This window comes from Allobosea sp. FBZP-16 (assembly GCF_002831785.1).
GTDB classification, from domain to species: Bacteria; Pseudomonadota; Alphaproteobacteria; order Rhizobiales; family Beijerinckiaceae; genus Allobosea; species Allobosea lupini.
Genome location: NZ_LNCQ01000052.1, coordinates 1 through 23,837, shown reverse-complemented (window position 1 = coordinate 23,837; position 23,837 = coordinate 1). Strand labels below are relative to the sequence as shown.

At 69.5% G+C, this 23,837-nt stretch carries 27 protein-coding genes and 1 riboswitch; of the genes, 6 read left to right on the top strand and 21 right to left on the bottom strand.

Annotated features, from left to right (window positions below):
* Nucleotides 1-2 precede the first annotated feature (2 nt).
* The 5 genes from CXY91_RS25815 to CXY91_RS25795 all read right to left on the bottom strand — a co-directional run bounded on the left by CXY91_RS25815 (nt 3) and on the right by CXY91_RS25795 (nt 3,738).
* On the bottom strand, nt 3-455 hold the full coding sequence (locus CXY91_RS25815) for a GNAT family N-acetyltransferase (RefSeq protein WP_100964592.1): 453 nt from the start codon (nt 453-455) through the stop codon (nt 3-5).
* Nucleotides 452-1,426 (bottom strand): cysteine synthase A, encoded by a 975-nt coding sequence (gene cysK, locus CXY91_RS25810; RefSeq protein ID WP_100964590.1) that lies wholly within the window; start codon nt 1,424-1,426, stop codon nt 452-454. The genes CXY91_RS25815 and cysK overlap by 4 nt, the downstream gene beginning before the upstream one ends.
* Before the next feature lie 103 nt (nt 1,427-1,529).
* Nucleotides 1,530-1,982, bottom strand: a complete 453-nt coding sequence (locus CXY91_RS25805; RefSeq protein WP_091834704.1) for an RrF2 family transcriptional regulator — start codon at nt 1,980-1,982, stop codon at nt 1,530-1,532.
* Nucleotides 1,979-2,464, bottom strand: coding sequence for a dUTP diphosphatase (dut, locus tag CXY91_RS25800; RefSeq protein ID WP_100964588.1), 486 nt, complete (start codon nt 2,462-2,464; stop codon nt 1,979-1,981). Before dut ends, CXY91_RS25805 begins: the two co-directional genes overlap by 4 nt.
* A gap of 5 nt (nt 2,465-2,469) precedes the next feature.
* Nucleotides 2,470-3,738, bottom strand: a complete 1,269-nt coding sequence (locus CXY91_RS25795; protein ID WP_100964586.1) for a phosphopantothenoylcysteine decarboxylase domain-containing protein — start codon at nt 3,736-3,738, stop codon at nt 2,470-2,472.
* Nucleotides 3,739-3,935: 197 nt separating this feature from the next.
* On the opposite strand from CXY91_RS25795, the gene CXY91_RS25790 reads away from it, so the two are divergent.
* The gene (locus CXY91_RS25790; RefSeq protein ID WP_100964584.1) at nt 3,936-4,643 is read left to right on the top strand and encodes a CoA transferase subunit A; all 708 of its coding nucleotides are present in this window, start codon (nt 3,936-3,938) and stop codon (nt 4,641-4,643) included.
* Nucleotides 4,644-4,658: 15 nt separating this feature from the next.
* Complete coding sequence (locus CXY91_RS25785) at nt 4,659-5,312, top strand: CoA transferase subunit B (RefSeq protein WP_091834679.1); 654 nt, start codon at nt 4,659-4,661, stop codon at nt 5,310-5,312.
* Here CXY91_RS25785 and CXY91_RS25780 read toward each other — a convergent pair.
* Complete coding sequence (locus CXY91_RS25780) at nt 5,296-6,216, bottom strand: LysR family transcriptional regulator (RefSeq protein WP_100964582.1); 921 nt, start codon at nt 6,214-6,216, stop codon at nt 5,296-5,298. The genes CXY91_RS25785 and CXY91_RS25780 overlap by 17 nt on opposite strands.
* Nucleotides 6,217-6,363: 147 nt before the next feature.
* Between CXY91_RS25780 and CXY91_RS25775 the strand changes: the two genes are divergently transcribed.
* Nucleotides 6,364-7,560: an MFS transporter gene (locus tag CXY91_RS25775; protein ID WP_100964580.1), complete on the top strand. Its 1,197-nt coding sequence runs from the start codon at nt 6,364-6,366 to the stop codon at nt 7,558-7,560.
* Here the strand turns inward: CXY91_RS25775 and bluB are convergent.
* From bluB to cbiE, 5 genes are all read right to left on the bottom strand, one after another.
* Nucleotides 7,557-8,183 (bottom strand): 5,6-dimethylbenzimidazole synthase, encoded by a 627-nt coding sequence (gene bluB / locus CXY91_RS25770; protein WP_100964578.1) that lies wholly within the window; start codon nt 8,181-8,183, stop codon nt 7,557-7,559. The two genes, CXY91_RS25775 and bluB, sit on opposite strands and share 4 nt — an antisense overlap.
* Nucleotides 8,184-8,328: 145 nt before the next feature.
* A complete protein-coding gene (locus CXY91_RS25765) occupies nt 8,329-9,651 on the bottom strand; it encodes a cobyrinate a,c-diamide synthase (protein WP_100964575.1) in 1,323 nt (440 codons plus the stop codon).
* Nucleotides 9,648-10,415: a precorrin-4 C(11)-methyltransferase gene (cobM, locus tag CXY91_RS25760; RefSeq protein ID WP_100964572.1), complete on the bottom strand. Its 768-nt coding sequence runs from the start codon at nt 10,413-10,415 to the stop codon at nt 9,648-9,650. The genes CXY91_RS25765 and cobM overlap by 4 nt, the downstream gene beginning before the upstream one ends.
* Entirely contained in the window at nt 10,412-10,798 is a 387-nt protein-coding gene (locus CXY91_RS25755) for a cobalamin biosynthesis protein (RefSeq protein ID WP_248307642.1), read from the bottom strand. Before CXY91_RS25755 ends, cobM begins: the two co-directional genes overlap by 4 nt.
* Nucleotides 10,795-12,045 carry a precorrin-6y C5,15-methyltransferase (decarboxylating) subunit CbiE gene (gene cbiE / locus CXY91_RS25750; protein ID WP_100964568.1) on the bottom strand — a complete coding sequence of 417 codons (1,251 nt, stop codon included), beginning with the start codon at nt 12,043-12,045 and terminating at the stop codon, nt 10,795-10,797. Before cbiE ends, CXY91_RS25755 begins: the two co-directional genes overlap by 4 nt.
* On the opposite strand from cbiE, the gene CXY91_RS25745 reads away from it, so the two are divergent.
* The gene (locus CXY91_RS25745) at nt 12,044-12,805 is read left to right on the top strand and encodes a cobalt-precorrin-6A reductase (protein WP_100964566.1); all 762 of its coding nucleotides are present in this window, start codon (nt 12,044-12,046) and stop codon (nt 12,803-12,805) included. The genes cbiE and CXY91_RS25745 overlap by 2 nt on opposite strands.
* Here CXY91_RS25745 and cobJ read toward each other — a convergent pair.
* Genes cobJ through CXY91_RS25700 form a run of 9 tightly spaced genes read right to left on the bottom strand, consistent with a single transcriptional unit; the run spans nt 12,748 to nt 22,164 of the window.
* Complete coding sequence (cobJ, locus tag CXY91_RS25740; RefSeq protein ID WP_100964564.1) at nt 12,748-13,539, bottom strand: precorrin-3B C(17)-methyltransferase; 792 nt, start codon at nt 13,537-13,539, stop codon at nt 12,748-12,750. The two genes, CXY91_RS25745 and cobJ, sit on opposite strands and share 58 nt — an antisense overlap.
* Nucleotides 13,536-14,288: a precorrin-2 C(20)-methyltransferase gene (locus tag CXY91_RS25735; protein ID WP_100964562.1), complete on the bottom strand. Its 753-nt coding sequence runs from the start codon at nt 14,286-14,288 to the stop codon at nt 13,536-13,538. Before CXY91_RS25735 ends, cobJ begins: the two co-directional genes overlap by 4 nt.
* Complete coding sequence (locus CXY91_RS25730) at nt 14,285-14,917, bottom strand: precorrin-8X methylmutase (RefSeq protein ID WP_100964560.1); 633 nt, start codon at nt 14,915-14,917, stop codon at nt 14,285-14,287. The genes CXY91_RS25735 and CXY91_RS25730 overlap by 4 nt, the downstream gene beginning before the upstream one ends.
* Nucleotides 14,914-16,218 carry a precorrin-3B synthase gene (gene cobG / locus CXY91_RS25725; protein WP_100964558.1) on the bottom strand — a complete coding sequence of 435 codons (1,305 nt, stop codon included), beginning with the start codon at nt 16,216-16,218 and terminating at the stop codon, nt 14,914-14,916. Before cobG ends, CXY91_RS25730 begins: the two co-directional genes overlap by 4 nt.
* Entirely contained in the window at nt 16,215-19,700 is a 3,486-nt protein-coding gene (gene cobN, locus CXY91_RS25720; protein WP_100964556.1) for a cobaltochelatase subunit CobN, read from the bottom strand. The genes cobG and cobN overlap by 4 nt, the downstream gene beginning before the upstream one ends.
* Before the next feature lie 4 nt (nt 19,701-19,704).
* Entirely contained in the window at nt 19,705-20,754 is a 1,050-nt protein-coding gene (cobW, locus tag CXY91_RS25715; RefSeq protein ID WP_091834637.1) for a cobalamin biosynthesis protein CobW, read from the bottom strand.
* Nucleotides 20,751-21,176 (bottom strand): DUF1636 family protein, encoded by a 426-nt coding sequence (locus tag CXY91_RS25710; protein WP_100964553.1) that lies wholly within the window; start codon nt 21,174-21,176, stop codon nt 20,751-20,753. The genes cobW and CXY91_RS25710 overlap by 4 nt, the downstream gene beginning before the upstream one ends.
* Before the next feature lie 48 nt (nt 21,177-21,224).
* On the bottom strand, nt 21,225-21,980 hold the full coding sequence (locus CXY91_RS25705; RefSeq protein WP_100964551.1) for a CbtA family protein: 756 nt from the start codon (nt 21,978-21,980) through the stop codon (nt 21,225-21,227).
* Between the two features lie 10 nt (nt 21,981-21,990).
* Complete coding sequence (locus CXY91_RS25700) at nt 21,991-22,164, bottom strand: CbtB domain-containing protein (RefSeq protein WP_082613285.1); 174 nt, start codon at nt 22,162-22,164, stop codon at nt 21,991-21,993.
* A gap of 35 nt (nt 22,165-22,199) precedes the next feature.
* A riboswitch (cobalamin riboswitch) is annotated at nt 22,200-22,379 on the bottom strand.
* Between the two features lie 47 nt (nt 22,380-22,426).
* Here CXY91_RS25700 and cobU point away from each other — a divergent pair.
* Nucleotides 22,427-22,948, top strand: a complete 522-nt coding sequence (cobU, locus tag CXY91_RS25695; protein ID WP_100964549.1) for a bifunctional adenosylcobinamide kinase/adenosylcobinamide-phosphate guanylyltransferase — start codon at nt 22,427-22,429, stop codon at nt 22,946-22,948.
* A gap of 15 nt (nt 22,949-22,963) precedes the next feature.
* Nucleotides 22,964-23,575: a cob(I)yrinic acid a,c-diamide adenosyltransferase gene (gene cobO / locus CXY91_RS25690; protein WP_100964547.1), complete on the top strand. Its 612-nt coding sequence runs from the start codon at nt 22,964-22,966 to the stop codon at nt 23,573-23,575.
* Here cobO and CXY91_RS25685 read toward each other — a convergent pair.
* On the bottom strand, nt 23,572-23,837 hold a 266-nt coding region (locus CXY91_RS25685), incomplete at its 5' end, for a cobalamin biosynthesis protein (protein WP_199777571.1). The genes cobO and CXY91_RS25685 overlap by 4 nt on opposite strands.

Sequence of the window (23,837 nt, the reverse complement as noted above, 5' to 3'; positions counted from 1 at the left end):
GCTCAGCGCATCAGCAGATGGGTCCGGCGCGTCTCGCCGGCATCCGGCCGGAAGCCCATCGCTTCCCAGAAAGCGGAAGCGCCGGCATCGGCGGCGTTGAGCGAAAGCCGCGGCGCCAGCGCGAGCCCTTGCTGGATCAAGGCGCTCGCGAGGAGACGGCCGACGCCTTCACGTCGATTCGCCGGCCGGACATAGACATGGCGGATGCGCAGCAGATCGGGCGCCGGGTCATAAGGATCAGGCGTCACCGCTCCGATCGCCGCCAGCACGCCTTCGCGATACACCGCGAGCAGGGTGTTGCGCTCGTCGCCGGTCTGGTAGAGGCCAGCACCCCATTCCTCCAGGATGCCCTCGACGAAGCGGTAGCCTTCGGCCGCCGCCTCGTCCTGCAAGGCAGGCAGGTCGTCCGGCAGGGCTTCGCCGACCCGGACAATCTGTAGGTTCGTTGGGATCAAAGGCCTTCGAACAGGGCGCTGGAGATGTAGCGCTCGGCGAAGGACGGGATGATCACCACGATTGTCTTGCCGGCGTTCTCCGGCCGGGCGCCGACCTCCAGCGCCGCGGCAATCGCCGCGCCCGAGGAGATGCCGGCCGGGATGCCCTCGGCCTTGGCGAGCGCCCGCGACGTCTCGAACGCCGTCTGGTTGCCGACGGTGACGACCTCGTCGATGACGCTCCGGTCGAGGATGCCCGGCACGAAGCCGGCGCCGATGCCCTGGATCTTGTGCGGGCCGGCCTGGCCGCCCGACAGGACCGGTGAATCTTCCGGCTCGACCGCGACCATCTTCACCGCAGGCTTCTTGGCCTTCAGCACCTGGCCGACGCCGGTGATGGTGCCGCCGGTGCCGACGCCGGAGATGACGATGTCGACCGCGCCATTCGTGTCGTTCCAGATCTCCTCGGCGGTGGTCTTGCGGTGGATCGCCGGATTGGCCGGATTCTCGAACTGCTGCGGGATGATCGCGCCGGGAATCTCGTTCTTGAGCTCCTCGGCCTTGGTGATGGCGCCGCGCATACCGCCAGGGCCGGGAGTCAGCACCAGCTCGGCGCCGAGGAAGGACAGCATCTTGCGGCGCTCGAGCGACATCGTCTCGGGCATCACCAGGATCAGGCGGTAGCCGCGCGCGGCGGCGGCGAAGGCGAGCGCGATGCCGGTATTGCCCGAGGTCGGCTCGATCAGCGTGCCGCCAGGCTTGAGCGCGCCGGAAGCTTCGAGCGCGTCGATCATGGCGACGCCGATGCGGTCCTTCACGCTGGAGATCGGGTTGAAGAATTCGAGCTTGGCCAGGATCGTCGCCTTGACGCCGCGCTCGGCCGGCAGGCGGTTCAGGCGCACCAGCGGGGTATCGCCGATCGTATCGGTGATCGAATCGTAGACGCGGCCGCGGCCGGGGACATGGGCGGGCTTCTGGGCTGCATCGGCCATGGCGGCCTCCTTGCTGGTGACGAGCGGGTGATCCGAAGCGAGAACCTTTGGTCAGCGTAGCATCAAATCACAGAATCTGTCGAGAAATGGTAGATTAAACAGATCAGATTGTGAAATCCGTATCGATCGCTGGCTTCCCCGTCGCTGCGCGCCCTTCCGCCTCGCGGCAGAGATCGGCGACGGTGACGGCGTCGAGCTTGGCGAGCCAGGCTTCCATGGCCTGCTGCATCATCGGGTCGATGACCACATCGACCAGCGCGGATTGCGGCAGCGGCGGCAGGGCTTCGTCGGCATTGGCCTGCATGGCGGCGCGCACGATCTCGCCGGCGGTGATGCGGCGGCGCTCCTTGGCGAGCTCATAGCCGCCGCGTGGGCCGCGCACGCCCTTGAGGATGCCGACCCTGACCAGCGCCTGCAGCACGGTCTCTAAATGGCGCGGCGGCAGTTCGTGCCGGGCCGCCAGCGCCTTGGCCGCGACCGGGGTTGGGCGGGCGTGCAGGGCGATGTCGACAACCGCGGTGACGGCGAGCAGGCTGCGGCGCGAGAGCTGGATCATGCCTTGTCTCCGGCCGCTTGCCGCAGCGCCGGATCGCTTATCCCGGTCGAGCCGAAACCGCCGTCGCCGCGTTCGGTCTCGCTGAGTTCCCCGACCTCGGCGATGTCCGCCTGCAGCACGGCAGCGATGACGAGCTGTGCGATACGGTCGCCGTGCTGGATGGTGAAGGCCTCCCGGCCATGATTGATCAGGATGATGCCGACCTCGCCGCGATAGTCCGCGTCGATCGTGCCGGGTGTGTTGAGCAGGGTGACGCCATGGCGCAGCGCCAGACCGGAGCGCGGCCTTACTTGCCCTTCCGTTCCGTCAGGCAGTTCGAGCACGAGGCCGGTCGGCACGAGCAGCCGCGCTCCCGGCTCCAGCCGCAGCGGCCCGTCCGGCAGGGCGGCACGCAGGTCGAGCCCGGCGGCGCCGACCGTCTCATAGGCCGGCAGCGGCAGGCCCTGGGCGTGCGGCAGGCGCCTGATGCGGAGCGTCGCCATCGATCTCAGCCCTTATGCGCCAGCAGGTCGGCGAAATGCGCGACGAGACGCGTCGCCACATCCGCCTTGGGCAAGGTCGGCCAGGTCTCGACGCTGTCCGTTGTGACGAGGTGAACGGTATTGGCGTCGCCGCCCATCACCCCGGTGCCGCCGACATCGTTGGCGACGATCAGGTCGCAGCCCTTCTTCGCCAGCTTGGCGCGGGCGTAGTCGACGACGTTCTGCGTCTCCGCCGCGAAGCCGACGACCACGGCCGGCCGGTCGATCTCGCGCGCCGCGATGGTGGCGAGGATGTCGGGATTCTCGACCAGCGCGAGGCTGGGCGGACTCTTGCCGTCCTTCTTCATCTTCTGGCCGGCGGCATCGGCGGTCCGCCAGTCGGCGACGGCCGCGGCGAAGATTGCGATATCGGCTGGCAGCGCGCTTTCAGTCGCCGCCAGCATGTCGCGTGCGCTCTCGACATGGACGGTGTTGACACCGACGGGGTCGGGAATCGTCACCGGCCCGGAGATCAGCGTCACCTGTGCGCCCGCGGCCGCCGCGGCTGCCGCGATGGCGTGGCCCTGCTTGCCGGAGGAGCGGTTGGCGATATAGCGCACCGGGTCGATCGGCTCGTGCGTCGGGCCGGAGGTGACGAGCACGCGCCTGCCCGCAAGCGGCTTCGGCCCTGATGGCGCCCCGCCGGGCAGGCGGCCCAGAAAGCCGATCGACGGCGTCTGCCTGCTGTCGCCGGCGAGCGCCATCTCGATTGCGGCCAGAAGTTCGTGCGGCTCGGACATGCGACCGGGGCCGCTCTCGCCGCGCTCGGCCATGGCGCCGGAGTTGGGGCCGACGACGAGAACGCCGTCCTTCTGCAGCGTCGCCATGTTGCGCCGCGTCGCCGGATGCTGCCACATCCGCGGGTTCATCGCCGGTGCGATCAGGACGCGCTTGTCCGTTGCCAATAACGCGGTGGAAGCGAGATCGTCGGCATGCCCGTTCGCCATCTTGGCGATCAGGTCGGCGGTGGCGGGCGCGACGACCAGGAGATCGGTCGAGCGCGACAGGGCGATATGGCCGATATCGGCCTCGTCGGTCAGCGAGAACAGGTCGGTGAAGCATTTCTCGCCCGCGAGCGAGGACACCGCCAGCGGCGTGACGAACTGCTCGCCCGCCTTGGTCAGGATGCAGCGGCAGGCGATGCCGTGATCCTTCAGGCGCCGGATCAGCTCCAGGCACTTATAGGCGGCGATGCCGCCGCCGATGATCAGCAGGATGGAGCGGGAAGCGGACAAGGGCGTGGCTCCGGAAGGCAGGGCGCGCCGTTTGGTAACATCGGCCGGGCCGGGCTGTCATGTCTCGCCGTTCGAGGCCCCCGGCTGCGCATGGCCGCAGGACGGGCGCGTCGGCGACTGATGTTGCAACCGCACCATGCGCTCGGCTAGTTGTTTTTCGAGGCTCCCTTACGATCACCAGCGACGAAGGCATCCCGATGAAGAAGGTTTTTCCTGACGCCAAGGCGGCGCTCGCCGGCGTCGTCAAGGACGGCATGACCATCATGGCCGGCGGTTTCGGCCTCTGCGGCATTCCCGATACGCTGATCGAGGCGATCCGCGACTCCGGCGCCAAGGACCTGACCTTCATCTCCAACAATGCCGGCGTCGACGGCGCCGGCCTCGGCATCCTGCTCGAGACCAAGCAGATCAGGAAGATGATCAGCTCTTACGTCGGCGAGAACAAGCTCTTCGCCGAGCAGTATCTTTCCGGCCAGCTCGAGCTCGAATTCAACCCGCAGGGCACGCTGGCCGAGCGCATCCGGGCCGGCGGCGCCGGGATCCCGGCCTTCTTCACCAAGACCGGCGTCGGCACGCTGATCGCCGAGGGCAAGGAGGAGCGCGAGTTCGACGGCGAGCGCTACATCATGGAGCGCGGCCTCTTCGCCGATATCTCGATCGTCCATGCCTGGAAGGGCGATACCGAGGGCAACCTCGTCTACCGGAAGACGGCGCGCAACTTCAATCCGATGATGGCCAGCGCCTCGCGCATGACGATCGCCCAGGTCGAGCATCTTGTCCCGGCCGGCGAGATCGATCCCGACCAGATCCACACCCCCGGCATCTTCGTGACGCGCATCGTGCACGTCGCCAATCCGGTGAAGCGCATCGAGCAGCGCACCGTGCGCAAGCGCGAAACGGCTTGAGAAGGAGATCAGCACATGGCCTGGACCCGTGAACAGATCGCCGCTCGCGCCGCCAAGGAGCTGAAGGACGGCTTCTACGTCAATCTCGGCATCGGTATTCCGACGCTCGTCTCGAACTACATCCCCGATGGCATGAGCGTGCAGCTCCAGTCGGAGAACGGCATGCTCGGCATGGGCCCTTTCCCCTATGAGGGCGAGGAGGACCCGGACCTGATCAATGCCGGCAAGCAGACCATCACCGAATTGCCGACGACGAGCTATTTCTCCTCGTCCGACTCCTTCGGCATGATCCGCGGCGGCCATATCGATCTCTCCATCCTCGGCGCCATGCAGGTCGCTGAGAATGGCGACCTCGCCAACTGGATGATCCCCGGCAAGATGGTGAAGGGCATGGGCGGCGCCATGGACCTCGTCGCCGGCGTCAAGAAGGTCGTCGTGGTGATGGAGCACGTCGCCAAGAACAAGGACGGCTCGGAATCGCCGAAGCTGCTCAAGGCCTGCGACCTGCCGCTGACCGGCGCCGGCGTCGTCGACATGGTGATCACCGATCTCGGCGTCTTCACGATCGACGAGAATGGCGGCGGCATGACCCTGATCGAGCTTGCTGAGGGCGTTTCGCTCGACGAGATCAAGGCCAAGACGGAAGCGCCGTTCAAGGTCGCGCTCTGACCTCGCAAAGCCGCGCCAGCGCCTGCGCGAAGGCGCGGGCGGCCGGGCCCATCGCCTCGTCGAGGCGGTGGGCGAGATAGGCTTCGGCCGGGAGCTGCGCGTTCCGGCCGAGCGCCCTTGTCGCGACCCTGACCAGCCTGCCTTCGGCAAGGTCTCGCTCGATCAGCCAGCTCGGCAGCCGGCCCCAGCCGAGCCCGGCCAGGATCATCGCATGCTTGGTATCCTGCCCGGTGACGCGGCAGGTCTGCGGCGAGAGCACGCCGAAATCCTGCGCGCCCGAGATCGGCGTCGGGTCGATCTGCACGATCTGGAGATGTCCGGCGAGTTCGGAGCGCGACAGGACGCGCCCGTCGCCTGCCCGGGCGAGCGGATGTGCCGCCGCGACGACCGCAATCGCCTCGATGCTGGTCAGGGCCTCGATCGCGATGCGCGGGTCGCGGAAATTCTCGCCGACCGTGATGGCGAGAGCGCTGCGGCGCTCCAGAAGCGCCGCGATCGGCCCGCCGAGCGGTTCGATGGCGAGCCTGATGGAGACGGAGGGGTACTGCTCGCGCAGGCCGGCGAGGGCGGCGCCGATGAGGGGAATAGGGAACAGCACGTCGATCGTCAGCGACAGCTCGATCTCGACGCCCCGGCTCAGCCCATGGGCGCGGGCCTTCAAGGCGCCGACGCGCAGCAGGACCTCCCTGATGTCGGTGAGCAAGGCTTTGCCTTCCGCCGTCAGGGCCGGGCGATGGCCCGAGCGGTCGAACAGTTGCAGGCCGAGCTGCCCCTCCAGATTGGCGATGGCATGGCTGATGGCGGACTGGGCCCGCGACAGCCGCGTCGCGGCCGAGCGGAAGCTGCCGGCTTCGGCTACGGTCACGAAGGTGCGCATCTGGTCGAGGGTGAGTGCATCCAGCATGATCGATTTCCTTGATCGACTCGATGCCAATTATCTCACTTTTCGAGATCGACTGAAAACGACATCTCCGGGCGACGCCGTAATGCCATCCAAGGAACCGAGCATGGCCGACTATCCCGCAGAGATCATCGTCGCGAGATCGCGCTCATGACGGCTGCGGTCGCAACAGAGGACGCCAGGACCGACTGGCTCGCTGTTTCCGTGGTCGTCGCCAGCGGTATCGTCGCGGCGCTGCAGGTCGGCAAGGCGGCGATCGCGATGCCGCTGGTCCAGGCCGAGTTCGGGCTCGATCTCGGCACGCTCGGCTGGCTCGCCTCGATCTTCGCCGTGCTCGGCATGCTCGGCGGCATCCCGGTCGGCACGCTCGCCATCGCGTTCGGCGCCCGGCGCGTTCTGCTGCTCGGCCTGCTGGCGATCGCGCTCGGCGCTTTCCTGGGCGCGGCGGCGCCGCGCTTCCCGATGCTGCTCGCCTCACGCGTCGTCGAAGGGCTCGGCTTCCTGCTGATCACCATTGCCGCCCCCGCAATCCTCCAGCGCGTTGCCAGCCCTGCCCAGCGCGACATCGCCATGGCGCTGTGGAGCTGCTTCATGCCGACCGGCATCGCGCTCGCCATGCTCGCGGGGCTCTGGCTCACCGACTGGCGGATGATATGGCAGGTTACCGGTGCGCTCGCGGTCGCCGCGATGGTCCTGACCGTGCTGACGGTGCCGAACAGCAGCGGCGGCACGCGGCCATCCTGGACGGCTCTTGCCGGCGACGCCGGCGCGGTGCTGAGCGCGCGTGGGCCAGTGCTCCTGGGCTTCATCTTCGCGCTCTACGCGCTGATGTTCTTCGCCCTGTTCAATTTCCTGCCGGTGCTGCTGATGCAGCGCATGCAGGTCTCGCTAGCGACGGCGGGCCTGCTCGGCGCCCTCGCCAGCGCCGTCAACATCATCGGCAACCTCGCTGCCGGCCTGTTGCTCGCGCGCGGCGTCTCGCGCGTCAGCCTGATCGTGGCCGCAAGCCTCGTCATGGGGCTGTCTGCCATCGGCATCTTCCTCGGCCTGCTGCCGGATTCCGCGACCTTCCTGCTTTGCGTCCTGTTCTCGATGGTCGGCGGGATCATTCCAGCGACCCTGCTGTCGTCTGCGCCGGTGCTGGCGCCGGCGGCCGGATTGACACCTGTCGTCATCGGCCTGCTGATGCAGGGCAGCAACCTTGGCCAGGTCGTCGGGCCCGTCGCCATCGGCAGTGTCATCGAAGCGTTCGGTTGGCCTTCGGCGGCCGGGCTCGTCGGCGGTGCGGCGGTGATCGCCGTCCTGACCGCCCTCGGCCTGCGCGGTGCGCCCGGGCGGAAGGTCTAATCGCGTCCGGTGAGTCGCTGGTCGCGCTCCCAGCCGGCGCGGACCAGCTCCGGCACCTCCTGCTCCTCCTCGGGATAGCCGAGACAGAGATAGCCGATCAGCTTCCAGTCAGGCGGCGCGCCGACGATTGCTGCGATCTCAGCGGGGTCGAGGATCGAGACCCAGCCGAGGCCGAGCCCATGGGCGCGGGCGGCGAGCCAGAACTGCGTGATCGCCGCCACGACCGAATAGTCCAGCATCTCCGGCATGGTCCGGCGGCCGAGGCCATGACCCTGCGCCGTGGCGTGGTCGCAGAACACCGCGAACTGCACCGGCGCCTCGCGCAGGCCTTCGAGCTTCAGGCGGGCATAGAGCGCGGCGCGCTCGCCCTCATACGCGGCCAGCGCATCGGCATTGCAGCGGGAGAAGCTGGCCTGCACCGCGGCACGCTGCTCGGCATCTGCGACCGTCAGCCAGCGCCAGGGCTGCGAATGGCCGACCGAGGGCGAAAGCTGCATCAGTTCGCACAGCCTGGTCAGGAGCTCCTCCGACACCGGCTCGCGGCGAAAACGCCTGACATCCCGGCGCCAGGCGAAGAGCTCGCCGAGCTTGTCGCGGAAGCCGTCATCGAAGACCGGTGGCATGAGCCTGCCTCCGCCTCTCAGCCCTCATCCTGAGGAGCCGCGTAGCGGCGTCTCGAAGGATGCTCCAGAGTGCGCTGGAAGCATCCTTCGAGACGCGCTCTGCGAGCGCTCCTCAGGATGAGGGCTGAGGTTGTCCGCCGGTGGCTCATATGTCCCGCATCGCGATGGCGTGGAAGAACGAGCCCGAGACGAGGCCGCGGCGGCTGCCGGCTGGCGCGGGCGCCGAGCCGTGCGGATCGGTGACCTCCGCGAAGGCCGGGTCCTCGCCCTGCGAGATCACGGTCGCATAGTGGAATTCGTGGCCGCTGAGCTGCGTGCCGGCGCGGCCGAGCGGCCCGTCCGTGGCGAGCACGGCGTTGCGATAGCCGAGGTTCATCTTGCGCCTGGCGAAGCTGGTCTCGACCGAGAGCAGCCCTGCCATGGCATGGCTGGTGCCGTCGGCATCGATCAGGCTCCTGCCCAGCACCATATAGCCGCCGCACTCGCCATGGACAGGGCGGGTGCGGGCGAAATCGCGCAGGCCATCGAGAAAGTGCGAGGCGGCAGCGAGCCGGCCGACATGCAGTTCGGGATAGCCGCCCGGCAGCCAGCACGCGTCGCAGCCCTCCGGTGGCGGTTCGTCCGCGAGCGGCGAGAACGGCACGAGCTCGGCGCCCTGCGCCCGCCAGCCGGCCTCGACATGCGGGTAGACGAAGCTGAAGGCGGCGTCGCGGGCGATGGCGAGGCGCTTGCCCGGGACCGGCAGCGGCGACACCTGCCGCCCGGAAGTCGGCAAGACGGTCGCACCCGCAGCCGCGGCCACCTCATCGAGATCGACCGCCGCCGCGACAGCTTCGGCCAGCGCATCGAGCCGCTGGCGCAGGTCCTCGGTCTCGCCGGCCTGGACCAGGCCGAGATGACGCTCGGGCAGGATCAGGCTCGCCTCGCGCGGTAAGGCGCCGAGAACCGGCAAGCCGATACGCTCCATGCCGGCAGCAGCGAGCCTTCGGTGGCGCTCGCTTGCGACCTTGTTGAGGATCACCCCGGCGACGCGAATGCGCTTGTCGTAGAGCATGCAGCCGAGCGCAACCGCTCCGGCCGATTGCGCCTGTCCGGAGACGTCGATGACCAGCACGACCGGCCAGCCGAGCAGCGCCGCGATGTCGGCGCCAGTGCCGGTATGCCCGTCAGGGCCGGGCACACCGTCGAACAGTCCCATCGAGCCTTCGGCGACGATGATGTCGGCCGCCCCGGCTGCCTCGTTGGCGATCTGGCCGAGCAGGGCATCCGGCATCGCATAGCTGTCGAGATTGGCGCTGGGGGCGCCCGTCGCGGCGGCGTGGAAGGCTGGATCGATGTAATCCGGCCCGCATTTCAGCCCACGGACCTTGAGGCCGCGCTGGGACAGTGCTCGCTGCAGGCCGAGCGTGATCGTGGTCTTGCCGGAGCCGGAACGCGGCGCGGCGATGAGCAGGCCCCGCGCGGTCATTCCTGGCCTCCACGCGGCCGGAAGCGGCGGTCATAGCCGGTGGAGTACAGCGCGCTCTCAGAAAAATCCTCGGCAGCCAGCGTCGGGCCAACCAGGATCAGCGCGGTCCGCTCCAGCTCGGCTGCCCGCACCTGATCGGCGATGTCGGAGAGGCGACCGCGCAGGATGTGTTCCTCCGGCCAGGAGGCGCGGAAGACGATCGCGACCGGGCAGTCCGCGCCGTAGAAGGGCATGAGTTCCGCGACGACCTGCTCGATCACATGGATCGAGAGGTGGATTGCCAGCGTCGTGCCGGAGGCTGCGAAAGTCGTCAGCTTTTCGGTCTCCGGCATCGCCGAGGCGCGGCCGGAGGTGCGGGTCAGCACCAGCGATTGCGCGACGCCCGGCAGCGTCAATTCGCGCTTGAGTGCCGCCGCCGCGGCGGCGAAGGCCGGTACGCCCGGCGTGATCTCGTAGGGGATGCCGAGCTGATCGAGCCGGCGCATCTGCTCGCCCGTCGCGCTCCAGATCGAGATGTCGCCGGAATGCAGACGGGCGACGTCCTTGCCTTCGTGATGGGCGGCCTCGATCTCGGCGATGATCGCGTCGAGGTCGAGCGGGGCGGTGTCCACGATCCGCGCGCCCGGCGGGCACCAGCCAAGCATCGCCTTGGGGATCAGCGAGCCCGCATAGAGGCAGACCGGGCAGGCGCCGATCAGGTCGCGCCCGCGCAGGGTGATGAGGTCGACCGCGCCGGGGCCGGCGCCGATGAAATGGACGGTCACGCGGCGCTCCGGGCGAGCGCGCAGGTGACGCGGGCGGTGGCGATGCGCGGCTGGATCAGGGTCGCGCCTGGTCCGGCCGCGGCCAGCGCAGCCGCCTCCGCCACCGAGCCGACGCCGTAGAGCCCGGAAATCCGGGTCGAGCGCGTCGCGCAGGCGGCCTCGAAGCCGGCTAGTGCTTCGTCGGGGATGGCGACGAGGGAGAGGTCATGCGCCTGTGCCACTGCCGCCAGCCCCGGCTCGTCCCGGCGCGAGGCAAGGGTAGCGAGGCGCTTGAGCGCATCCGCCGGCAGGTTGGCGGCGGCCAGCGTCTGCGTCAGGCAGGCCTCGATATCGGCCTCCGATGTGCCCGGGCGCAGGCCGATGCCGGCGGTGACGTCGCTCACGGCTTCACCACCCGCCATTGCGTCACCGCCATCGCGGCGCGCCAGCCATGCATCGTCCCGATCGGATCGAGATGCGAGACGCCGATGCGGCGCAGATTCCCGCCATGAACCGAGAATAGCCCGGCGAGCCTGGCTTCGCCCTCGATCGTCACGGCATTGGCGACCAGCCGTCCGCGCGGCTTCAGCGCCGCGAAGGCGGCCTCGAACACGCCGGGATCGGTCAGCCCGCCGCCGATGAAGACGGCGTCAGGCGAGGCTTTTCCGGCAAAGCTCTCCGGTGCCTTGCCCTCGACGACCTCGAGCGGCGGCGCGCCGAGCGCGAGCCGGTTGCGGGCGATGCGGGCGGCGCGCTCCGGCCGCTCCTCGAAGGCGATGGCGCGGTTGTGTCGATGGCGCAGGCTCCATTCGATGCCGATCGAGCCTGAGCCGGCGCCGATGTCCCAGAGCAGTTCGCCGGCGCGCGGGGCCAGCGCCGAGAGCGTGATCGCCCGGATATCGGCCTTGGTCAGCTGGCCGTCATGCTCGAACCAGTCGTCGGAGAGACCGGTTGCCAGCGGCAGGATGCGGGCGTCCCGGCTGGCGACCACCTCGATCGCCAGCAGGTTGAGCGGCACGATGCCATCCAGAGCGAAGGCGTCGGCGCGAGTCTGCCGGATGCGTTCGTTCGGTCCGCCGATCGTTTCCAGCACGGTGATCGTGCTTTCGCCGAAGCCGCGAGCGCTCATGAGCTGCGCGACGGCGAGCGGCGTCGAATCGTCCCAGGACAGGGCCAGGACCCGCGCGCCCGGCTGGAGAAAAGGGATGATCCTCTGAAGGGCACGGCCGTGCAGCGAGACCAGCCCGCATTCCTCCTGCGGCCAGCGCATCCGCGTGCAGGCCAGCGAGAAGGAGGAGAGCTGCGGGATGACGCGCATCTCCGCCGCCGGCACCGCCTTGGTCAGCCCGGCGCCGATGCCGTAATGGAACGGATCGCTGGTCGCGAGCACGCAGACATTCCGGCCCTTTTCGGCCAGAATCGCCGGCAGCGCATTGCGGAAAGGCTGTGGCCAGGGCCTGGCTTCACCGGGCACGTCGCCGATCAGCTTGAGGTGGCGCTCGCCGCCGAAGACGATCTCGGCGCTCTCCAGCGCCGCCAGCGCCTCGGCGCAGAGGCCGGCACGGCCATCCTCGCCGAGCCCGACCAGCGAAAGCCAGGGGCCGGGCGGTACGCTCGACAGTCTGGTCGTTTCAGGCGAAAACTGTTCCATGACGGTCCTCATCCTCGGCGGCACCAGCGAAGCGGCTGCGCTCGATCAGCTCCTGGCTGAACAGGCACCCGAGATTCGCGCCGTGATCTCGCTCGCGGGCCATACCGCCGACCCGCGCCCTCTGTCCTTGCCGACCCGCACCGGCGGCTTTGGCGGCATTGCCGGTCTCCGGCAGTATCTTCTCGACGAGGGCGTCGTCGCCGTCATCGACGCGACCCACCCCTTCGCCGCGATCATGCCTTATCATGCCGAGGCAGCCTGCAAGGCGGAAGGCGTGCCGCTGCTGGCGATCAGGCGGGAATCCTGGAAGCCGCAGAACGGCGATCGTTGGAAATGCGTGCCCGACATCGACGCTGCGGTCGAAGCGCTGGGCGATGAGCCGCGCCGCGTCTTCCTGACCATTGGCCGGCTCGAACTGCCTCACTTTTTCGCCGCTCCGCAGCACGAATATCTGATCCGCGTGATCGAGCCGGTGGGCGATCTGCCTTTGCCGCATGCCAAGGTGCTGCAGCAGCGCGGGCCGTTCGAGGCCGATGCCGAAGAAAAGCTGATGCGGGAGGAGGGCATCGAGATCCTCGTCAGCAAGAATGCCGGCGGGCCGATGACGCTGGGCAAGCTCGTCGCGGCGCGGCGGCTCGGACTTCCCGTGGTGATGGTCGAGCGGCCGCCCAAGCCCGATGTCGAGACCGTCGAGCATATCGATCAGGTCCTGCCCTGGCTGGTGACGCAGGGACTCTTCGTCACCGAGCGCGGCGTATAGACGATCGGGTTCTCGCCCTCGCGGGCGATCAGCCGCGTCGCGCTGGCGCCGATCATCACCAGGGTCGCCATGTCGGCTGTCCCGGCCGCCGCAATCGCCTCCGCCAGCGTCAGGATGCGCAGGCTTTCGTCGGGCCGTCCGACGGCGCGGGCGAAGATCACCGGCGTCTCCGCCGCGCGGATCGTCGCCGCCATTTCCAGCGCCTTTCCGAGTTGCCAGGGCCGCGCCTTCGAGATCGGATTGTAGAGGGCGATCACGAAATCGGCGGTGAGTGCGGCCGTGAGCCGGGCGGTGACGACCTCCCAGGGCTTGAGATTGTCGGAGAGCGAGATCGCGCAGAAATCGCCGCCGAGTGGCGCGCCAACCTTGGCCGCGGCCGCCAGCATGGCGGTGATGCCGGGCTCGACCGTGATCTGGAGCTTGCGCCAGTCCGGCTCGCCGGCTTCCAGGGCCTCGAACACGGCCGCCGCCATGGCGAAAACGCCGGGATCGCCGCCGGAAACCACCGCAACCGCCTTGCCTTCCGCCGCCAGCGCCAGCGCATGCCGGGCGCGCTCGACCTCGAGGCGGTTGTCGGAGGCATGCTTGGTCTGGCCCTCACGCGCCGGCACGCGGTCGAGATAGAGCCCGTAGCCGACAAGATCGCTGGCGGCTTCGAGCGCCGCCAGCGCCGAGGGCGTGAGGTAGCGCGCCTCGCCGGGGCCGAGGCCGATGATGGCGAGCGAGCCGCTCATAGCCGCCGCCCTTCGCCGGGGACGAGGATCATCGAGAAATAGGGCGCCTCGTCGTCGGCCTTCTCGGCGAGGCGGGTCACCACCTGCCCGGCCATGGTGGCGCGCTCGACATAGATGGCGCGGTTGATCAGACCGGCCGCCTGCAGCGCGCGGCGCACTTTTGGCAGGTTGCGGCCGAGCTTCATGATCACGGCGGCATCGGTGTCGGCGAGCCGGCGTGTCAGTTCGCCCTCGGCCAGCGTGCCCGGCACGACCGTCATCACGTCGTCGCCCCAGCTGATCGGCGCGTCGGCGCGGGACCAGGCGCCGGCCATGCCGGTGACGCCCGGGACCACCTCGGTCGGAAAGCGATGGGCGAGGCGCCGCCACAGATGCATGAAGGAGCCGTAGAAGAACGGGTCGCCGTCACAGAGCACGGCGATGCTGCGGCCATCAGCCATCTCGCCGGCGAGCTGCTCGGCCGCTTGGTCGTAGAAGGCGGCGATCGGGCCGGTATAGCCCTCGTCCTCGACCGGCACCTCGATCGTCACCGGGAAGGCGAGTTCGATCTCGCGGGCCGGGTCGGGCGCGATGATGGCATCCGCAGTGATCCGGGCATTGCCGCGCCGGCCGCGCTTGCAGAAATGCACGAGACGGTCGGCCTTCAGAATGATGTCGCGGGCGCGCACCGTCATGTAGTCGGGATCGCCGGGGCCGAGGCCGACGCCGAAGAGGAGGGTGTGGGGTGCCTCGACGCTCACGCCGCTCATTCCTTCACCTGTGCCAGCGCGTTGACGGCCGCCGCTGCCATGGCCGAGCCGCCGCGACGCCCATGCACCACGAGAAAGGGCACGCGCCCGTCCTGCGTCAGCGCCTCCTTCGATTCCGCCGCGCCGACGAAGCCGACTGGAATGCCGATCACCGCCGCCGGCTTCGGCGCGCCCTCATCGAGCATGTCGAGCAGGCGGAACAGCGAGGTCGGCGCGTTGCCGATCACGACGACGGAGCCTGCCAGATGCGGGCGCCACAGCTCCATCGCCGCGGCCGAGCGCGTCGTGCCCATCGCCTCGGCCAGTTTCGGCACGGAAGCGTCGGGCAGCGTGCAGATCACCTCGTTCCTGGCCGGCAGGCGGGCGCGGGTGACGCCGTCGGCGACCATCCGGGCATCGCAGAGGATCGGCGCGCCCTTCGCCAGCGCAGCCTCGGCCGCCTCGGCGAAATCCGGCGACATCGCCACGTCCTTGGGCAGGTCGGTCATGCCGCAGGCATGGATCATGCGGACGACAACGCGCTCGGCCGTGCCGGAAAAGCGCGACAGGTCGGATTCGGCCCGGATGATGGCGAAGGAGCGCTCATAGATCGCGGCTCCGTCGCGGATATAGGCGTGACGCGTGCTCAAACTCGAAAGACCTGCTTCTGATGGCGCGCCGCTTCCAGGCGCGCGCGGATGTCCTGACCCGGTTCGAGCCGGCGCACAAGTTCCCCAAGCGAAAGATGAGCGATGGCGATGCCGTCAGTGCCGCCTGCGAGGATCACGTCATAGCGCCCGTCGCGTCCGACCAAAGTGAGGTCGGCGCTGCCGGGATGGGCGCAGGACTTGGCGCAGCCGGAGACATGGAGGCTGAGGCCGTCGGTGAGGAGCGGCGCGATCGCTTGTGCGAGGACCGCGGCATCGGCCAGCGCAGGTGCTTCGCCGCGGGCGCAGGCAGGGGACCCGGTGCAGGCCGAGACCGCAAGGCGCGGATCGTCCGCTTGGACGATCAGGCCCTCATTGTGGAAGGACGCCCGCAGGTTGGTCGCTGCGTCAGCCGAGAGGCCGCAGAAGGCGAAGCCGCGCCAGGGCGATGGTCTGATCTCGTGGATGCCAGTGTCGCGGGCGAGTTTGCCCATACGGTGCAAGCCAGCAACGTCGGTCCGGCCGAAGGGCAATCCCGCAAGCACGGTGACCCTGTCATTCCGCTCGGCGACGAGGCCGACCGGTGATGGCTTCGGCCGGGTCGCAGGGGCCCGCATCGATTCGAGTCCGGACGAGGTCGCCAGCATGTTCACCGCGTCTGCCGCAAGATCGCGCATGCGGCGGATTCGCCCCGCGCTCTGCCCGCTGACGGCGGCGAAAGCACCGAGTAAACGGGTCACCAGTGCCGGCGCCTTATCCATTGCAACCGGACCGCACCAATGCCCGCCCGGCAGCCCGAACGCGACTGCGTCGGTCGAAACCGCCCGCAGCCTGAGATCGGCGGCGAAGGCATCGAGCGCCAGCGCGCCGCCGCCATCGACGATGATCGAGAACTTTGCCGGCAGGCCCGAAACGCTGCGCCCGGCGCGCTCGACCGCCGCAGCCAGCGCGGCCGCGTCGAGCACTTCGTCGGCCGCCCGGCCGGCGAGCGGCGAGGTGAGCACCAACCGGTTCGGGCCATCGCCCTCGGCCTCGTCGACGAGGCCCGCCGTCAGCAGGTCGTCGACCAGCGCCGGATGCGCCTCCTCGCGGATGCCGCGCAGTTGCAGGTTGCCACGGCCGGAAATCTCGATCTGGCCGTTGCCATGCCGGCTCGCCAGCTCGGCGATGTATGCGAGCTGGTCCGGCGTCAGCGCATTGCGCGGCGGATGCAGGCGCACCAGCAACCCGTCGCCTGTCAGCATCGGCCGCAAGGTGCCGGGGCACCAGCCGCGCCGCATCGTCTCGCGGGCCGGGGCGCTCATTCAGCCGCCTCCCGGCCTGAGAGCATCGCCGCCGAGTTCGAGCGGCTTGTCCAGAGTCCGCGCTCCTGCGCCTCGGCGAGACGCGAGCGGATCGAGGCGGCGGCCGGCGCATTCGCCTGCTCCAGCGCCTGCCAGATGGCGGGATCGCCGCAATAGGCCTGGAAGACCGCGTCGAACAGGCCGTTGGAGACCGCGTCGGTAGCGGCCGCATAGACGAAGAGCGCATCGACCGCCTCGGCCAATTCGGCCGCGCCGCGCCAGCCATGGGCGAGATGGCTCGCGATCCAGCGGGGATGGCAGAGCCGGCCATGGACGATGCGCGAGACGTCCTCGGCCAGCGTGCGCGCCCTCGGCATGTCGGGGTCCGACGTGTCGAGGCTGTAGAGCGCCGCCTTGCCGCCTTCAGCTTGCATGGCCGCGACGAAACCGCCGATCACGTCGGCGGCGCTGGTCGCTTCCAGGATGTCGCGCCCGGCCGTGTCGCTGACATGGATGAAGGCCTGCGCCTCTGCGACCCGGCTCGCAAACCGGGCGTCGGGCGACGCTGCGCCGTCCGGCCCGCCATAGGCGTGGCTCGTCGCGGCAAGATAGGCCTCGCCGAGTTCCGCACGCGTTTGCCAGTCGCCGTCGAGCGCGCGGTCAGCCATGGCGGCACCATAGCGGCCGGGCGCGGCGCCGAAGATGCGCGCGCCTGCCTCGCCGCGGCGGTGGGCGGCGGCCGGTTCGTTCCACTCGTCCGGTTCGTCAAGGGATGCGACGGCGCGCGCTGCCGCATCGAGCAGGGCGATCTGCGCCGGAAAGGTGTCGCGGAAGGCGCCGGAGATGCGGATGGTGACGTCGGCGCGCGGCGCGGCAAGCTTGGCCTGCGGGGTGATCGAGAAGCCGGTGACCCGGGTCGAGCCATGGTCCCAGAGCGGTTCGGCACCCATCAGGTGCAGGGCATGGGCGATGTCCTCGCCGCCCGAGCGCAGCGTCGGCGAGGCCCAGAGATCGATCACGATCCGGCGCGGATAATCGCCCTCGTCCTGGAGATGGCGGGCGATCACGGCCTCGGCCGCCTTCGCCCCGAGCCTGGCAGCCGAGCGGGTCGGCAAGGCGCGCGGGTCGAGCGTAGAGAGGTTGCGCCCGCTCGGCAGCACGTCGGGCCGGCCGCGATGCGGTGCGCCGGCAGGTCCCGGCGGCACGAAGCCGGCATCGAGCGCCTTCAGCAGGTTGCGACGCTCATTCTCCGCCGATGCTGGATCGGCTTCGGAGGAACCGAAGACATGCAAGCCGTCGCGGAAGGCGGTCTCGGCGAGGTCGCAGAGATGGGCGTCGAGTGCCGCGAGCGCGCTCGCCATGTCCTGACCCTGTGTGACGCCGCTTGCGGCGGCGAGGCCGGTGCGCTCGGCGCGGTCGAGGATCTCGCGCGCGACCAATTCGGCCCGGCGCGGATCGAGCACTTGCGCCTGCGAGTATTCCTCCACGAGGTCGCGCAGCAGCGCGGCCTCGCCGGCCGCGTCATGACTCGCCAGTGGCGGCGGCAGATGGCCGAGCGTCAGCGCCGAGAGCCGGCGCTTGGCCGGCGCCGCCTCGCCGGGATCGTCGACGACATAGGGGTAGATTACCGGCAGCGAGCCGACCGCGAGCCGCGGCCAGCAGGTAGCCGAGAGCGCCACCGCCTTGCCCGGCAGCCATTCGGTCGTGCCATGCGTGCCGAGATGGACCAGCGCATCGGCGCGCAGCACCTCGCGGAGGCCGAGATAGAAGGCGAGATAGGCGTGGCCCGGCGGCGCATCGGGGTCGTGATAGCGCGCCTTGCGGTCGGGCGAGGCGTCGCGCGCCGGCTGCAACGCGATGGCGAGCTTGCCGAAGCGGACGAGCCGGAAGCGGAAGGCCTCGCCGTCGCAGGCTGGGTCGGTCTCGGGCTGGCCGTGGCTGGCGAGCAAAGTCTCGCGCGCGGCGGCCGGGATGGTCGCGAGCCAGGCGCGGTAGCTGGCGAGCGGGACGGAGAAGTCGGCTGGGCCCTCGGTGAGGGCCTGCATGAGATTCGAGCCGTGATGGCAATTCGCGAGGTCATCCCGGGTCTCCCTCCGATCGCCCGGGATGACCGCGTCTAGGGAGGGATCAACGTCGTATCCAGCTCCATCCAGCAACTCCCGGATCGCGAGCGCGCTCGCCGGCGTGTCGAGGCCGACGGCGAAGCCGGCGCGGCCGCCACGGGCGGGATAGTCAGACATCACCAGCGCAAGCTGTCGCTTGGGGCGCGGCTTGCGGCCGAGTGCCACCCAGCTGGCCGCGAGGTCGGCCAGCGCTGCGATGCCCTCGGCATCCGGTGTGAGCCGCCGCAGCATTAGGCCGGTCGCCGGATCGGCGATCTCCTCCTTGAAGGCAACGGGAATGGCGCCGAGCCGGCCGTCGAATTCCGGCAGGGCCGCCTGCATGGCGAGGTCGGCGGCGGAAAGCCCGCGCGGAGACGCCTCCCAGGCCGCGCGCGCGCTGCCGACCGGCACGGCCTGCAGGATCGGACAGTCGGCGGTGTCGAGCACGAAGCCGTCGCCATCGCGGGCCGAGAAGGCGGTGGTGGTGACGATCAGCGCTGGCTTGCGGGTGGCGATCAGCGTGGCGAGCTCGCCGGCGACGCTCGCGTCCTTGAGGCTGGTCAAGGCGAGCGGGAGCGGGCCGAGCCCGCGCTCGGCCAGGGTTGCCGCGATCGCCTCGACCATCGCCGTGTCGCCGGCGGCAACGCCGGAGCGGTAGACGAGGATCGGGACGAGCGGGGCGTCTGTCGGGATAGTCGCGAGCGCCTCCCGCCAGGGAAGAGGCGTGGCGTTGGGGCCGAGGGCGAAGAGCGTGGGGAGTAGGACGGGAGACAGATCGGCCGCGTCGCGCGACCCCTCATCCGTCTCGGCTGCGCCGAGCCACCTTCTCCCGCAAGGGGAGAAGGGCGAGGCGGCCGTGTCAGCTCCCTTCTCCCCCTGCGGGAGAAGGTCCCGGCAGGGGGATGAGGGGTCGCGCTGTCCTTCGAGATAGGCATCTACTCTTCCCAGCAGCCGCCGCATGTTCTCGGCGCCGCCGCCGGCATGAAAATAGCCGAGCAGGTCCGCTGCGAACTCCGGCTGCACCGTGCCATATCCGGCGAGCCGCTCGTCCTCCCGGTCATCGCCTGGCAGCACCGCCAGCGCGACGTCATGCTGCCGGCAGGCGCTCGCGATCTGCTCGACGCCGTAGCGGAGATAGTCGAGCCCGCCGAGGCAGCGCAGCAGCACGAAACGCGAGCCGGCGAGGGTCTTCTCGATCAGCAGGTCGATCGAGAGCGGATGCTTGAAGCGCCGCAGCGGCACCAGACGGAGGCCCAGCCGGCTACCGGGGGCGGCCGCCGCCAGCGCCGAGAGGTCGCTGTCGCTGAAGGAGAGGACGATGAGGTCTCCCGGCGGCAAGGCGAGGTCGACGGCGTCTTCGCCGTCGTCGAGCCTCACCTCGCTGGTCGGGAGGAGATGCATGGCATCAGCCGGCGAGCGCGGCCTCGACTGCGGCGCGATCGAAGCCCTTGAGGCCGATCACCACGAGCCGGCCGTCGCGCGCTTCACCGGCGCCCCAGGCCCGGTCGTAATGGTGGCCGACGCGCCGGCCGACGCCCTGCACGACGAGCCGCATCGGCTTGCCGGGAATGCCGGCAAAACCCTTAAGGCGCAGTACGCCCTCGGCCTCGGCCGCCTTGGCGACGCGGGCGACGAGCTCTTCCGGCGAACCGGCCTGCGGCAGCGGCAGTGCCACGCTGTCGAAATCGTCATGGTCATGATCCTCGCCCTCGCCGTGATGCGAGGGCCGGGCGGCGAGGTCGGACTCGGCCGCAGCGCCGAGACCGATGATCAGCGCCGGCTCGACCTTGCCATGGGCGGTTTCGACCACCTTGATCGCCTTGGGCAAATGCTGGGCGATCTCGGCCTTGACCCGTTCGCGCCCTGCGGCGTCGACGAGGTCGCTCTTGTTGAGCAGGATCAGGTCGGCGCAGAGGATCTGATCCTCGAATACCTCCTCCAGCGGGTTGTCATGGTCGACGGCCTGGTCCTGCGCCGCCTGCGCCTTCAGCGCCTCGGGATCGTCGGCGAACTGGCCCTCGGCCACCGCCGGCCCGTCGACCACGGCGATGACGCCGTCGACGGTGACGCGGGAACGGATCGCCGGCCAGTTGAAGGCCTTGACCAGCGGCTTGGGCAGGGCAAGGCCCGAGGTCTCGATCAGGATGTGCTGCGGCGGGTTTTCCCGGTTCAGCAGCTTTTCCAGCGCCGGGACGAAATCATCGGCGACCGTGCAGCAGATGCAGCCATTCGGCAATTCGACGATGTCGTCCTGCGTGCAGCCCTCGATGCCGCAGCCGGCGATGAAGGAGCCGTCGAAGCCGAGATCGCCAAACTCGTTGACGAGAACGGCGAGGCGCTTGCCGCCGGCATTCTCCAGGAGATGGCGGACCAGGGTGGTCTTACCGGCGCCGAGGAAGCCGGTGATGATCGTGCACGGCACCTTGCCGAGCGTCGTGGTCTGAGGAGCGTTCATTCGTTTGATCCTTGTGTGCGCGGCAGCGGAGGCACGCGCGCGACCACGCCCTTGCGGAACGAGGCGGGTCTTTCCTTCCAGGGAACGATGCCGTTGGCGCTGGCGGCAAATTTCTCCGCCCCGCTGACGATCTCGTCGAGATGAAGACCGGCGTCGAGATCGCCGATCAGATAGGTCCATTTGCCCTCCGCCGCGAGCGCGATCGTGCAGGGCCGCTTGCAGACCGAGAGGCATTCGACCGGCACGACGGCGATGCCACTGCCCGCCAGGCGCTCGTCCAGTACGGCTGCGAGCGCGATGCCCGGCTGGTCATAACCCTCCGGCAGGTCCTCGCGTTGGCGCCGGCAGGTGGTGCAGACATGGATGGTGCAGCCCGGCTGCTGCCGAACTTGCGTCGCGAGGGCGAGATCGCCTTCGAGCATGACAACGCCTCCTTGGGCTGGCGCGGCCGTCGCCGGCCGCACGAGGCGTCAGGCCGCTACGGGAGCGGCGCTGCGGCGCGTGGCCCAGGGCCAGAGCACGCCGACGGCAAAGCCGGTGACGAGCCACAGCGCGGCCTGGATGGCGAGCGAGAGCGCGGCGAAATGTGCGGCGATCTCGGCCGGCACCTTGCTTTCCGGCGCGGCCGGATGCGGGGCACCGATCAGATGCGGCAGCAGCAAGGCGAGGACGGCGAGTGCTCGGGCCCAGGAAGCCTCGACGCGCAGGAAGACGAAGAGCGCGCCGGCGGTGACCATCGCCGTCAGCAGCCACCAGAGCTGGCGCTGCTGCAGTTCGGCTGCGGCGGAGCCCGGCAGTTCCGGCGCCAGCCCCATTGCCGGGGCGAGCCCGAAAGCGAAGAAGCCGCACACCGCCCAGGCCAATGCGCGGCGCTGGTCGATCTGCTCGTTCGCCGCGATCATCCCGGCGAGAAGCAGCGCCGCGAAGCCGATCGCGGTGCCGATCGTCACCAGGCTGGTGAAGGCCGTGCGCTGCAAGCCGTCCTGCGGCTTCCAGTCATGCTCGCCGGCATGGTCTGGGCCTGCCTTTGGGTCGTTGTGAGCGAGCTGGATGCGGGCTTCGCCTGAGAAGGCGGCCTGCATCGGTGCGCCCTGCGCGCGCAACGCCGCCTCGTAGGTCTCGGCCTTGAGGATCAGCGGGGTGGTGGTGACGTGCTGGAGCGCCGAGATCAGCAGCCCAGCCAGAAGCCCGGCCAGGATGCTGACCGTGAGAACACGCGTGACCATGTGGTTCCCCTCAATGACAGGGGAAGGCGAGGCCGTGACGGGTGTCGTGCGCCGCGTTGTGGACAGTGGACGAGGCGGCGAAGCCGACGGTGTAGATCAGCACGAAGCCGAGGATCAGCGCAGCGGCGACGGCTTTCGCTCGCTCCGAAACGCTGGCCTGGCTGGTGACGGTAGCCGTATTCATCTGGTTCTCCTTGGCCACCCCACCGGCAGCCGGCTGGACGACATCGAATGACGGCAGGTCTCCTGGCTCACGGCTTGGTGTCCTGCTCCGCCTTCCCGGGAAACCCAGTGGCCGATGGCGCAGGACGCGCCGCTTACAGTTGCGGGGGCAGCCGCGGCCTTTCACCGCGTTCCCTTTTCACCTCGTCGTCGAGGCACCGTCACGGATGATCATTAGCCACAGGCGCGGTGCTGTGCAATGCACGACGTCTCTCCGAAAGCGAATGCCAGACATGACCCTTCCCCTGCTCACCCTCGTCCTCGGCGGCGCCCGTTCCGGCAAGAGCCGTCATGCCGAGGCGCTGATCGAGGCGCTGCCGGCACCCTGGACCTACATCGCGACCGCGCAGGCCTATGACGACGAGATGCGCGCCCGCATCGCCGAGCACCGCGCCAGGCGCTCGCGCGACTGGCAGACGGTCGATGCGCCTGTCGCGCTGCCCGAGGCGATTCGCAATGCGCGGGCCGGGCAGCCCATCCTGGTCGATTGCCTGACGCTCTGGCTGACCAATCTGCTGCTCGCCGAACGCGACATCGCGATCGCCACCGGCGAGCTCGTCGCGGCCTGCCGCGAGGCGAGCGCACCGGTGGTGCTGGTCTCGAACGAGGTCGGCCTCGGCATCGTGCCGGACAATGCGCTCGCCCGCCGCTTCCGCGACGAGGCCGGCCGGCTGCATCAGCGGCTTGCGGCTCAGGCCGCGCGCGTGGTCTTCATGGTCGCCGGATTGCCGATGCAGGTGAAGTAGAAGCGCGACGTGACGATGACCAACGAAGCTGAGGACGCTGCCCGCCACAAGGCGAAGATGGCAAAGCGCAAGGCGGTGCAGGACGCCGAGGTCGCCGGCAAGACGCTGGAAAAGGGCCTGCTGATCGTCAACACCGGCCCGGGCAAGGGCAAGTCGACCGCCGCCTTCGGCCTGATCCTGCGGGCGCTCGGCCATGGCTGGCGCATCGGTGTCGTCCAGTTCATCAAGGGCGCCTGGTCGACCGGCGAACGCAAGGCGCTGGACGCCTTCGGCGATCAGGTCTCCTGGCATTCGATGGGCGAGGGCTTCACCTGGGAGACGCAGGACAAGGCCCGCGACATCGCCGCCGCGGCGCGCGCCTTCGACAAGGCGAAGGAATTGATGGCCGACGACGGGATCCGGCTGTTGGTGCTCGACGAACTCAACATCGCGCTGCGCTACGACTACCTGCCGCTCGCCGAGGTCGTGGCGGCCTTGCAGGCCCGCCGGCCCGACCTCCACATCGTCGTCACCGGGCGAAACGCCAAGGCGGAGCTGATCGAAGCGGCTGACCTCGTCACCGAGATGACGCTGGTGAAGCATCACTTCGCCGCCGGGGTGAAGGCGCAGGAGGGGATCGAGTTCTAGAGGGCGAGCGCGGCCACGCTTGCAACTGCCGCCAACCCCCAGAGCAGCAGGCAGGAGCGTCGGTAGAGGGCGAGCGCCCGCCTTATGTCCGCCGCCGTCGCTTCCGCCCTGCCATCGCCCATCCAGCCATCCTCGACCCTGACCGCCCCGTAGACGCGCGGGCCGGCGAGACGAAGCCCGAGCGCACCTGCCATCGCCGCCTCCGGCCAGCCGGCATTGGGCGAGCGGTGGCGGCGGGCATCGCGACGCACGGCGCGCCAGG

Excerpts from the sequence above, each read along its gene's own strand:
- cysK (WP_100964590.1), bottom strand. The coding sequence starts at position 1,426 with ATGGCCGATGCAGCCCAGAAGCCCGCCCATGTCCCCGGCCGCGGCCGC.
- CXY91_RS25805 (WP_091834704.1), bottom strand. The coding sequence starts at position 1,982 with ATGATCCAGCTCTCGCGCCGCAGCCTGCTCGCCGTCACCGCGGTTGTC.
- dut (WP_100964588.1), bottom strand. The coding sequence starts at position 2,464 with ATGGCGACGCTCCGCATCAGGCGCCTGCCGCACGCCCAGGGCCTGCCG.
- CXY91_RS25790 (WP_100964584.1), top strand. The coding sequence starts at position 3,936 with ATGAAGAAGGTTTTTCCTGACGCCAAGGCGGCGCTCGCCGGCGTCGTC.
- CXY91_RS25785 (WP_091834679.1), top strand. The coding sequence starts at position 4,659 with ATGGCCTGGACCCGTGAACAGATCGCCGCTCGCGCCGCCAAGGAGCTG.
- CXY91_RS25780 (WP_100964582.1), bottom strand. The coding sequence starts at position 6,216 with ATGCTGGATGCACTCACCCTCGACCAGATGCGCACCTTCGTGACCGTA.
- CXY91_RS25775 (WP_100964580.1), top strand. The coding sequence starts at position 6,364 with ATGACGGCTGCGGTCGCAACAGAGGACGCCAGGACCGACTGGCTCGCT.
- bluB (WP_100964578.1), bottom strand. The coding sequence starts at position 8,183 with ATGCCACCGGTCTTCGATGACGGCTTCCGCGACAAGCTCGGCGAGCTC.
- CXY91_RS25765 (WP_100964575.1), bottom strand. The coding sequence starts at position 9,651 with ATGACCGCGCGGGGCCTGCTCATCGCCGCGCCGCGTTCCGGCTCCGGC.
- CXY91_RS25745 (WP_100964566.1), top strand. The coding sequence starts at position 12,044 with ATGACGGTCCTCATCCTCGGCGGCACCAGCGAAGCGGCTGCGCTCGAT.
- cbiE (WP_100964568.1), bottom strand. The coding sequence starts at position 12,045 with ATGGAACAGTTTTCGCCTGAAACGACCAGACTGTCGAGCGTACCGCCC.
- cobJ (WP_100964564.1), bottom strand. The coding sequence starts at position 13,539 with ATGAGCGGCTCGCTCGCCATCATCGGCCTCGGCCCCGGCGAGGCGCGC.
- CXY91_RS25735 (WP_100964562.1), bottom strand. The coding sequence starts at position 14,288 with ATGAGCGGCGTGAGCGTCGAGGCACCCCACACCCTCCTCTTCGGCGTC.
- cobG (WP_100964558.1), bottom strand. The coding sequence starts at position 16,218 with ATGAGCGCCCCGGCCCGCGAGACGATGCGGCGCGGCTGGTGCCCCGGC.
- cobN (WP_100964556.1), bottom strand. The coding sequence starts at position 19,700 with ATGCATCTCCTCCCGACCAGCGAGGTGAGGCTCGACGACGGCGAAGAC.
- cobW (WP_091834637.1), bottom strand. The coding sequence starts at position 20,754 with ATGAACGCTCCTCAGACCACGACGCTCGGCAAGGTGCCGTGCACGATC.
- CXY91_RS25710 (WP_100964553.1), bottom strand. The coding sequence starts at position 21,176 with ATGCTCGAAGGCGATCTCGCCCTCGCGACGCAAGTTCGGCAGCAGCCG.
- CXY91_RS25705 (WP_100964551.1), bottom strand. The coding sequence starts at position 21,980 with ATGGTCACGCGTGTTCTCACGGTCAGCATCCTGGCCGGGCTTCTGGCT.
- CXY91_RS25700 (WP_082613285.1), bottom strand. The coding sequence starts at position 22,164 with ATGAATACGGCTACCGTCACCAGCCAGGCCAGCGTTTCGGAGCGAGCG.
- cobU (WP_100964549.1), top strand. The coding sequence starts at position 22,427 with ATGCCAGACATGACCCTTCCCCTGCTCACCCTCGTCCTCGGCGGCGCC.
- cobO (WP_100964547.1), top strand. The coding sequence starts at position 22,964 with ATGACCAACGAAGCTGAGGACGCTGCCCGCCACAAGGCGAAGATGGCA.